General features: G+C 73.5%; 3 protein-coding genes. 1 reads left to right on the forward strand and 2 read right to left on the reverse strand.

The features are described 5' to 3' along the window. Nucleotides 1-37 precede the first annotated feature (37 nt). Complete coding sequence (locus ACWGIU_RS37125; protein WP_453712470.1) at nucleotides 38-490, reverse strand: hypothetical protein; 453 nt, start codon at nucleotides 488-490, stop codon at nucleotides 38-40. A 53-nt stretch (nucleotides 491-543) separates the two neighbouring features. Between ACWGIU_RS37125 and ACWGIU_RS37130 the strand changes: the two genes are divergently transcribed. After that, nucleotides 544-1,269: a class I SAM-dependent methyltransferase gene (locus ACWGIU_RS37130; RefSeq protein ID WP_453712471.1), complete on the forward strand. Its 726-nt coding sequence runs from the start codon at nucleotides 544-546 to the stop codon at nucleotides 1,267-1,269. Here the strand turns inward: ACWGIU_RS37130 and ACWGIU_RS37135 are convergent. Then, on the reverse strand, nucleotides 1,250-1,782 hold a 533-nt coding region (locus ACWGIU_RS37135; RefSeq protein ID WP_453712472.1), incomplete at its 5' end, for an acyl-CoA dehydrogenase family protein. The two genes, ACWGIU_RS37130 and ACWGIU_RS37135, sit on opposite strands and share 20 nt — an antisense overlap.

Raw genomic sequence — 1,782 nt, forward strand, 5'->3', positions numbered from 1 at the left:
AGCCTGAACCGCCGCATGCGGGCCACGGGCTCCGCGCCTACTTGATGATGTAGGAGCAGCCCTTCCGGGTCGTGACGCCGTCGCTCTCCGCGACCTTCTTCCCGTCGACCTTGATGACGCACGGGGCCTGCTGCAGCGTGCCGTCGGGGCCCGTGATCGTGCCCGGAACGACATTCACCAGGTAGCCCACCTTCTGCTCCGCGGCGGTGAGCTCCGCGGTGCCGCTCTTCGACCACGGCAGGGTCTGCTCCTCGAACCCACTGCCGATGCCGCTGTACATGACCGCGGTCTTGCCGGTGCCGCCGACCTCGAGGGTCACCTCGTGGGTCGCGCGACCGGCCTTGGCGGGGGCGGACGAGGCGCTCGGGGAGGGGACCGGCCCGCCGCTGTCACCGGCCGGCTTCGGCTTCGCGCCCCCACAGCCGGTGAGCAGTACGGCCGCCGCGGCGCACACGGTCACCCCGGTCACCGCGGTCATCGTCCTTCGCATGGTGCAAGTACCTCGATCTTGTTACCGATTGTGTGATCGAAAAGAATGGACGCATGACGACACGTGCCCGTTCCTTCGACGCGGCAGCCGCTTCGTACGCGGCCCACCGCCCCAGCTACCCCCCGGCCCTCTTCGACGCCGTCGAGAACCTCACCGCTCGCCCGCTCGCCGGGGCCCGGGTGGCCGACGTAGGAGCCGGAACCGGGATCGCCACCACGCTCCTGCACGAACGCGGGGCCGAGGTCGTCGCCGTGGAGCCCGGGGACGGGATGGCCGCCGAATTCCGCCGCACTCACCCCGGAATCCCGATCGTGCGCGGCGACGGGGACCGGCTGCCGCTCGCCACCGGCTCCGTCGACCTGATCACCTACGCCCAGGCCTGGCACTGGACCGACCCGGTGCGCTCCGTGCCCGAGGCCCGGCGGGTACTGCGCCCCGGCGGGGCGCTCGCGCTCTGGTGGAACGACACGGACGCCACCGTCCCGTGGATCGCCGAGCAGGAGGAGCGGCTCCGGGTCTTCTTCGAGAGCAAGGGGGAGACCTACCGCACCCTGCCGGAGGGGCTCGGCGCGTTCACCACCCGGGCGGTGACGTGGTCCCGGCGCATCACGCTGGACGACCACCTCGCCAACCTCGCCAGCCACTCCGCCTTCCTGGTCCTGGGCGAGGCCCGCAGCCGCGAGTACTTCGCGGCGGAGCGGGAGCTGCTGAGCCCGCTCTTCCCGGACGGCATCGTCGAGGAGCGGTACGTCGTGAGCCTCAACGTCGCGGTGGTGTGAGGGACCGCAGGACCTCGGCCCGGCAGGCCGACGGCGTTCCCCAGGCGTCGCGCAGGGGGCGGGCCTTGCGCAGCCACAGTGACAGGTCCAGCTCCTCGGTGTATCCCACCGCGCCGTGGAGCTGGAGCGCCGTCATCGCCGCCCGGTAGGACGCCTCGCCGGCCGCCAGTTTCGCCGCCGCCACCTCGCCCGGGCCCGGCGACAGCGCCGCCGCCCACACCAGCGGGCGCGCGAACTCCAGGCCGAGCAGGGTGTCCGCCAGCCGGTGCTTCACCGCCTGGAAGGTCCCGATCGGCGTCCCGAACTGCGTGCGCCGCTTCGCGTACTCCACCGTCCTGGCCAGCAGCGCCTCGCCGGCGCCCAGGCACTGGGCGGCCGTCAGCAGCCGGGCCCAGCGCCCGGCCACCCCGGCCGCCCGGGTCACCGCCGGGCCCGCCGCCAGCAGTTCACCCCCGCCGTCCGGCGGGAGGGACAGCCGGCGCGCGGGGTCCGTCGACCGGAGCAGCTCACCAG

Source organism: Streptomyces sp. NPDC054840, from assembly GCF_053611065.1.